Here is a 7,073-nt window from a genome sequence, read left to right as displayed (position 1 = left end):
CCCTATCCCGCCCCCTCGCCACCCAAGCCATGGCCGGAAGCACGGCCCTTATGCATCCCAAGCCGGTTGAGAGCGGCGTGAAGGTTGCACCGTTTTTTGTGGCGAGGAACTTGAAGCCGCTAACTTCATAGGCTTCCCCCTTCTCTCTGAGCCACCTTAGGGCTTCCCCGCTCCTGTGAACGAACTTCCAGCCTAACGGGATTATTCCGAGGGTTAGATCCTCCATCCCAATCTCAGCCGGCTCTGGCTCCTCCGGTTGGAAGTCCTCTACCCTCGCGCCGAGGTCGAAGAACCTCGCCATCACGGAGAAGCCATCCTTTCTGGCCATCGCTATACTCTCCCTGTTAAGGAAGTAGGTCGCGAACTCAAGGGCCTCAATTCTGCCTTCCTGGGCGAGATTCTCGCCGAGGTTGAGCATAAAGCGGTGCAAAAGCCTTCCGTAGCCCCTTCCGCGGTAGTCTGGATGAACGCGAAGCCCTTCAAGCCAGCCAACTTTGCCAGGCAAAAGCGTCATCTTTGCCGTTCCGATTACTTTTCCCTCAAGCTCAAGGACGTAGAAGTTCCCCTCTTTTACCCAGTCGTCAAATACCCTCGCTAAATAGTCTTCACCGCCCCACGTCAGCCTTGCAATCTCCTCTATGAAGGGTCTGTCCCCAGGTGTGGCCTCGCGGATGGTTGGGTTCATTGTTTTTCACCTGGCAGGTATGTCGATGCCCGGGATTTTATGCTTTTGCGTCTCCGAGGGATTCCTTAAGAATGAAGGAAGCAGCCAGCGCAAGGGAGAACGCCACAATTGCAAAAACTGGGATTTCACCGCTCTTCTCAATCGCCCACGCAAAAGCTAACTGCGAGAGAGGGATTACCAGCGTCGCGAGTGCGTCAAAGATGCCCCTCGCAGTTCCAAGGCTCTCCAGAGGGATGAACTTCTGCATCAGGCTGTCGAAGGAGACGTTGAGGAGTTCACCGCCGAGGCCCACCAAGAGAACCGCCGGGAAGAGCACCACCACTGCCGGAATCCCCACGAGGAGTAGCGCCCCACTTTGGAGGAGCATCCCTGCTATAAGTGGTCTTTCCAATCCTGCCCGTTTTCTGATAGCTACGTAAGTCAGCCCGGCCACCGCCGCGAGGCTTCCAGCCGTCGTGAGGGACTGAAGGACGCCGTAGAGAACCTCCCCCCTGCTAAGCGTCCTCAGCGAGGCGAAGACAAAAATCCTGAAGGAGCCAAGGGCGAAGTTGAAGAGGAGCACCGAGGCTAAAACACCGAGGATTAGTTTTCTACTGAAGATAGAAGGCCTGTTAGCTGCCTTAGTCTCACCTGTACGCTCCGGTGTGATCGCAAGGCCGAGGTAAGGGAGCAGGCTCACGGCCCCAATGAGAAGGAGAACCGCATCGAGGAGCATCGCTTTAATCCCGAAGCAGTACGCTAAAACCCCCACGACTGGAAAGGCCACCAGCGAGACCGCGTTTCCGACGGTTGCCAGCGTCGCGTTCAGCCTCTGGAGTTCACTTTCCTCGGATGTTATTGACGCTATGAGGGAGAAGCCGTAGTAGCGGTGGAGGATGTCGAGGGCCGAGATGGCCGAAACAAGGAGGTAGAATGCCCAGACGTTACGGGATAGCGGGATTATGAGGACTGCTAAAAAGGCCTGAATGAGCAAAGCTAAGAACGCCAGTCGAACTTTCTTCTTAGTTTTATCGAGGGTTCTCCCGAGGAGGGGAGGAAGGATGACCCACGGCAGGTGCGTGAAGAGGGCGTAGCCACCTATGCTCACAAGCGAGCCTGTACTCTGAAGGAGGCTCCAGGGCAGGGCAACGCTCTCGATGGCATCGCCTGCGGTTCTGAGGGCTGAAGTTAGGAGGTGCAGGCGGTAGAGGCGGCGGTTCATGGGGGCAGATATGAGCGGGACGTTAAAAGCTTAGCTCTGTTTTCCAAACTTCCAGCGGGTTATAAATAGGTGGAGCGCGAAGTTGGAACGGTGGTGGGCATGGAGAAAGTTGAGGAGCTTGCGGAGGCCCTCAAGGCCGTTGAAGACGAGCTGAACTTAGCCAAGAGGGTTTACTTAGCTTTTCCGTTCATCTTCTGGAGCTTTGCGATTTCCTTCATGTACCTCCTTGACCTGATACTGGTTAAGTACGCTGGACTGGAGTGGGATTACGTCTCGACAATTATCTCGCTCCTCTTCGTCGCGTGGTTCCTGATAGAGAACACCCGCGTTTTCGGGAAGGTCGAGGCCATAGAGCGCGTCCTCGGGAGGAGGCGTGAGAAGAAGCCCTTTTACGCGGTCTCTCAGGTTCTCGCGTGGTTTACGGCCTTTTTCGTGGCGAGCTATCTCTACGGCACGGGTGGAAAGGGAATGCTCCTCTTCGTCGGCCTCGCGCTTTTTCTCATGGTGGCAGTTGATTTATCGTTTTACCGCAGGGTACAGTCCGAGATGGTGCTGGCAGGTTCCATAATCCTCTCCTCAGCCTACTTAGCCGGTAAGCTTCCGGTTCAGGAGATGGCCTTCGCTGTCATGGTAATCTCCTCCGCCTTCTCCTTCGCGGCTTTCCTCCACATAAGAAGGGCCATGAGGGAGTGAGATGAGAGCTGAGAAGCTCAGAGAGCTTTCAAACTCACCGCTCGGGAACCCGACGAGGTTGGCAATAGCCCTCTACCTCCTCTCCCGAGAGAGGACGACCTTTATCGAGCTCGCCAAGGCCCTGAAGCTAACCCCAGGAAACCTCGACTTCCACCTCAAAGCCCTCGAAAAGGCCGGAATTGTAAAAACCTACTACGGCTTCGGCAAAAGACCGAGGAAGTTCGTTGAGCTGAGCGAGAGGGGAACGGAAGAACTGGAGAAAGCTATGAGAATCCTCCGCGAGGTGGTGGGCGGTGATTGAATATCTGTACGCTTTCCTCCTCTGGCTGGTTGTCTTCCTGCCTTCCTCAAGCCTTGGACCGCTCTTAGCGAAGAGGGGAAAGGACTTCGCAGGTGCCGGAATTCAGGGGGCTTTCCTAACCCTGTCGCTCACCTTGATTTCTCTCCTCAGAATTCCAGTCAGCTTTGGATTGGCTTACCTTCCTCAGTCAATAGCGATTGGATTTTCCGTTTCTCTGGCGTTAAACCTCGGGGAAAAGTTCCTGGGGGGAAGGGTCGAGATGCCGGAGTTTCTTCCCGATGGTTTTCTCTGGAGGGCCTTACTTCTCCTCATCCTCGCTCCCTTCGCCGAGGAGAGCCTCAACAGGGCGCTGGTCGAGGGCTACCTCCTAATCCACGGCCAGTTCTGGGGCGCGGTTGGATTTTCTGCCCTTCTCTTCGCCCTCCCGCACTGGATGGCCCTCGAGGGAACTTCCATCGGGAAGGCCTATGTAGCGGGCGGAGCTCTCCTCATGGGACTTATCGCTGGTTACCTCTTCGCGCTCAGCGGTTCTCTTCTCACGGCCTTCACCTTCCACTCGTCGGCGAACCTTGCGGGGATTTTAGGAAGTGAGCTAAGGTCTGAGCGTAACCGCTGACCCTTTTTAACCCTCAACCGGTTCCGACTCGTAACGATTGGTGAAGGGTAGAGGGTTTTTAAGGAAGCCGAGGATACTCGATGGGATGCCTATGAATCCCCTAACTGCCTTCATCTTAGCGTTCCTGCTCTACATAACGCACGGGCTCTATCTCAGCGGCTTTATAAGGCCCTTCCAGAGGCGTTTTGGAGATATTGAAGGCTACTGGGTGGCGATGTCAATATTTACAGTCGTTTTCGCAGTGCTCATAACCCTCCTGTACCCGGAACTCTACTTCGTCCGCTGGAGCTTTCCAGTTGAGTACTTCCTGCTCTTCCTGTCCTTGAGCGTCCTGACCTTCCTCCCGGCTGTTTTTGAACTCGGAAAAGCGAAAAGCCCCGAGATTAATGACGAGGGGGTTAAACTTGTTAAAAGCATGGGCTTCAAAGATGCGGCACTCCTCCAGATAATAAGCGCCGCCCTTCCAGAAGAGATTGTCTTCCGCTACGTCTTCCTTGGCCTCCTCTCGCTCTGGAACCCATTTGCAGGCCTTATTGCGCTTTCGCTTTTCTTCGGCATCGGGCACAGGTTCTCCCATCCCAACAGGAACTGGAACGTGCTGATATCAAACACGCTGGTTGGTTTCGTCCTTGGGCTTGCTTACCTATACACGAAGAGCCTTCTCGTCGTTATGGCAATCCACTGGCTCGATGACATGGTTCCCTGGGCCTACATAAAGTACGAGAAAGCCAGAGGGGTTATAGTCGGGACAACTGCCCTCTTAGCGGTTTTACCGCTGGTTCTTCTTCGGGACGGGCTCATCTCAATCGGTGGGTACCTAACGGGGGTTTACTCGAACGAAAGCCTTATCTTAGGTACCGGAGTGGCCATCGCAATGCTCGGCGTCGTTTACCTTGGTCTGAGGCTTTTGAAGGGTAGGAGGTAACATTTAGCTGGATTAATCCTTGAAACGCTCGTATATCAGCTCGTCCACGTATCTCCCATCGCTCCAGACGTGCTCCCTGAAGCGGTCTCTTTTAAAACCTTTCAACGACCATAACCGTCTTCCCCTCTTCCTCCTTAACCCCGAGTGCAATCCCCTTCCCCAAAACCTCAACCCAGCCGCGCTCCCAGAGCTCCCTCTTCCAGATGGTTCCTCCTTTCGGGTCGAGCTTAAGTACCGTCGCCTTCCCTTCAACTTCGCCCCCGACGAGGAGGCCGTTCTCAACTGGCAGGAGAGAGGTCACCGTGCCGTTTGGGAGCGTTAGCTTCCAGTCCTCGCTCCAGACCCAGAGGTCGCTCCCTTTATAGCCGCCTAAGATTATCTTTCCATCCATTTCAACGGCCGTTAGGGCTATTCCCTCAGCGAGCTCTCTTTCTTTCATCAGTTTTCCATCTCCGTTGAACTCGAACGCTTTAACCTTCCACTTCTCCTCCTTCAGGCTTCCGACGAGGATAAGCCTTCCATCGCGCTCAACCAAGCCAGAAATCACGGCATCGTCCCAGGGGCCAAGTTTCCTGAGCCAGAGGACTTCGCTGTCCCCAGTGATTCTTCCAATGAAGAAGCCCCTGCCCTTCCCGTTGGCAGTCTCGCCCGCTATGAAGGCACAATCATCAGCCGGCAGGAGAGAGTGAACGGCCTCGTTGCCGAGGATTCTTAGCTTTCTCTCCCAGATTGCGTTCAGACCATCGTCCAGCCTCGCGACATAGGCCTTCCAGCCGTCCCCTCCATCGGGATTTGCCCTTCCCTCACAGGCACCGACGATTAGGTAGCCGTCTTTGAGTTTTGCTATACTGTGGCCTTCCCAGTCGTTTTCTCCAGTCAAAAAGCGGGTCTTAATGATTTCCTCTCCGTTAATCCTTGCTAGCATTATCCTGTAGTTCCTCCCATCGTGAACGCTTCCAGTAACTAAATTCCCGGCAAGCGCAGTTGGAACCGTCTCACCACCCAAGGAGTAGGTTCTCATCAAAATATCACCTTTTTGTTTTAACAACTCCCTAACGATCCATGACAAGGGTTTTAAAATTTTACAGTCAACATGAGCTGGTGGTACGGACGAGAAGGAAAAACCTCGCCGAGATCCTGGCGGTTATGCTCGTCCTCAATCTGTTCGCCTCTCTGTACGCTCCCTGGGGCTGCTGGAAAAACGAGGGGAGCCTTTTAATGGGCTCTTTACGTGCTCGACAACCTCCTGAAGAATTTAACGGGATACCAGAACCCGACGATTTGCCGGAGGGATTCGTCAGGAAGATTTCCGGCCCTCTGAAAGGCTGGAGGTTTGGGAATGAGGGTGGCTTTAGTCCCAATGCACGTTAAGACTGGCGACTTCAGCGCCAACTGGGCCGAGTTCGAGAGGCGCTTCAAGGAGGCCTTGGCCCATAATCCGGACTTCGTGGTCTTTCCGGAATACTGTTTGACGGGCTTCGAGGAGTGGGACTTCAGCGGGGCGGAACTCTACGGTGAGATAGTTGAACGCGTAAGTGAACTCGCGAGAAAAGCCGGTGTTTACGTCATTTTCGGCCTCCTTGAGCCCTACAAAGACTGCGTTTACAACTCCGCGCTTTTAATCGGGAGACACGGAGAAGTTCTCCTCAAGCACCGCAAGTTTCAGGAGCCCTACAAGTTCTGCACCGGCAACACCGTTAGAACAGCTAAAACTGAGTTTGGAAAGGTGGCGATAATCATCTGCGGCGACCTCTACAACAGGCGTATTTTGAAGTGGGTGAGGAGGAAAAGGCCGGCCTATCTCTTCGTGCCGATGGAGTACTCGCCCGACTACGGCGAGCCAAACGAGGAGGACGTTGAGGCGATGGCCGGGCGAGTTAAACTCCTCAACGCTAAGGCCTTCATCGTAAACAGCTATCCGCCGGGTGGTGCCTGGGTCTTCGACGAAAAAGGAAACCTTCTCGCCTCTTCCGGGGGAGAGAAAACCCTGGTCTGGGAGCAACCTTAAATTATTCAGAGCCAAAAAATTCGGGGGATTAACATGTGGCCGTCGGCAAGGTTTGTGGACGAAAAAGTGGCCTTCTCGCGGATGCCGAGCGATGTCGAGCTCGACGAAGTTGCCGAAGACTTCGACGCAGTCGTTGTCCTCGTCGAGGACTACGAGCTGCCCTACTCGCTCGACGAATGGGGGAAAAGAGGGGTAGAGGTTCTACACAGCCCGATTCCTGATTTCACCGCTCCAAGCTTAGACCAGCTCCTCGAAATCCTCCGCTGGATCGAGAGGAATGTGCACGAGGGAAAGAGGGTCTTAATCCACTGCTTCGGCGGCCTCGGGAGAAGTGGAACCGTCGCCACCGCCTGGCTTATTTACTCGAAGGGACTTTCGCTCAGGGAAGCGCTGAGAAGGGTTCGCTCAATAAGGCCCGGCGCCGTTGAGGCGCGCGAACAGTTCGAAGTCCTGAGGGAGCTTGAGAGGCAGCTGTCACACCGACAACTCTAGGCCGTATTTTCTTCGTTTTCTGTCAGATTGACAGGTGGTTAAAGGGCAGGTTTATTTTGGAAGTGAGCGTTGATGGATGAGGTGTTGGAATGAGGGTTGCCGTGATAGGTGCAGGAACGATAGGTGGCGCAGTTGCCAAAGCCCTCAGCGAA

Annotated in this window: 10 protein-coding genes; 7 read left to right on the top strand and 3 right to left on the bottom strand. The window is 54.6% G+C overall.

Features of this window, described 5'->3' with window-relative positions; genetic code table 11:
* Positions 1–685 (bottom strand): GNAT family N-acetyltransferase (locus MVB78_RS03795; RefSeq protein ID WP_297488037.1); only part of this gene is annotated, 685 nt, incomplete at its 3' end.
* A 37-nt stretch (positions 686–722) separates the two neighbouring features.
* Positions 723–1,886, bottom strand: a complete 1,164-nt coding sequence (locus tag MVB78_RS03790) for an MFS transporter (RefSeq protein WP_297488034.1) — start codon at positions 1,884–1,886, stop codon at positions 723–725.
* A gap of 93 nt (positions 1,887–1,979) precedes the next feature.
* On the opposite strand from MVB78_RS03790, the gene MVB78_RS03785 reads away from it, so the two are divergent.
* The 4 genes from MVB78_RS03785 to MVB78_RS03770 all read left to right on the top strand — a co-directional run bounded on the left by MVB78_RS03785 (position 1,980) and on the right by MVB78_RS03770 (position 4,421).
* Positions 1,980–2,579 (top strand): hypothetical protein, encoded by a 600-nt coding sequence (locus MVB78_RS03785; RefSeq protein ID WP_297488031.1) that lies wholly within the window; start codon positions 1,980–1,982, stop codon positions 2,577–2,579.
* A gap of 1 nt (position 2,580) precedes the next feature.
* On the top strand, positions 2,581–2,880 hold the full coding sequence (locus MVB78_RS03780) for a transcriptional regulator (RefSeq protein ID WP_297488028.1): 300 nt from the start codon (positions 2,581–2,583) through the stop codon (positions 2,878–2,880).
* Positions 2,873–3,496, top strand: coding sequence for a CPBP family intramembrane glutamic endopeptidase (locus MVB78_RS03775; protein WP_297488025.1), 624 nt, complete (start codon positions 2,873–2,875; stop codon positions 3,494–3,496). The genes MVB78_RS03780 and MVB78_RS03775 overlap by 8 nt, the downstream gene beginning before the upstream one ends.
* Positions 3,497–3,581: 85 nt before the next feature.
* Positions 3,582–4,421 carry a CPBP family intramembrane glutamic endopeptidase gene (locus tag MVB78_RS03770; protein WP_297488022.1) on the top strand — a complete coding sequence of 280 codons (840 nt, stop codon included), beginning with the start codon at positions 3,582–3,584 and terminating at the stop codon, positions 4,419–4,421.
* A 91-nt stretch (positions 4,422–4,512) separates the two neighbouring features.
* On the opposite strand, the gene MVB78_RS03765 is transcribed toward MVB78_RS03770, so the two are convergent.
* The gene (locus MVB78_RS03765; protein WP_297488019.1) at positions 4,513–5,442 is read right to left on the bottom strand and encodes a hypothetical protein; all 930 of its coding nucleotides are present in this window, start codon (positions 5,440–5,442) and stop codon (positions 4,513–4,515) included.
* Between the two features lie 80 nt (positions 5,443–5,522).
* Here MVB78_RS03765 and MVB78_RS03760 point away from each other — a divergent pair, with 80 nt between their 5' ends.
* From MVB78_RS03760 to MVB78_RS03750, 3 genes are read left to right on the top strand one after another with little or no spacing between them, the layout of a single operon-like run.
* The gene (locus MVB78_RS03760; protein WP_297488016.1) at positions 5,523–5,792 is read left to right on the top strand and encodes a hypothetical protein; all 270 of its coding nucleotides are present in this window, start codon (positions 5,523–5,525) and stop codon (positions 5,790–5,792) included.
* Complete coding sequence (locus tag MVB78_RS03755; RefSeq protein WP_297488013.1) at positions 5,761–6,429, top strand: carbon-nitrogen hydrolase family protein; 669 nt, start codon at positions 5,761–5,763, stop codon at positions 6,427–6,429. Before MVB78_RS03760 ends, MVB78_RS03755 begins: the two co-directional genes overlap by 32 nt.
* 33 nt (positions 6,430–6,462) lie before the next feature.
* Entirely contained in the window at positions 6,463–6,921 is a 459-nt protein-coding gene (locus MVB78_RS03750; protein WP_297488010.1) for a dual specificity protein phosphatase family protein, read from the top strand.
* The last annotated feature ends 152 nt before the right edge of the window (positions 6,922–7,073 follow it).

Origin of the sequence: Thermococcus sp. (assembly GCF_026991495.1) — an archaeon.
GTDB lineage: Archaea > Methanobacteriota_B > Thermococci > Thermococcales > Thermococcaceae > Thermococcus.
Note: the sequence above shows the minus strand (reverse complement) of the source record. Positions and strands in the feature narration are given on the sequence as shown.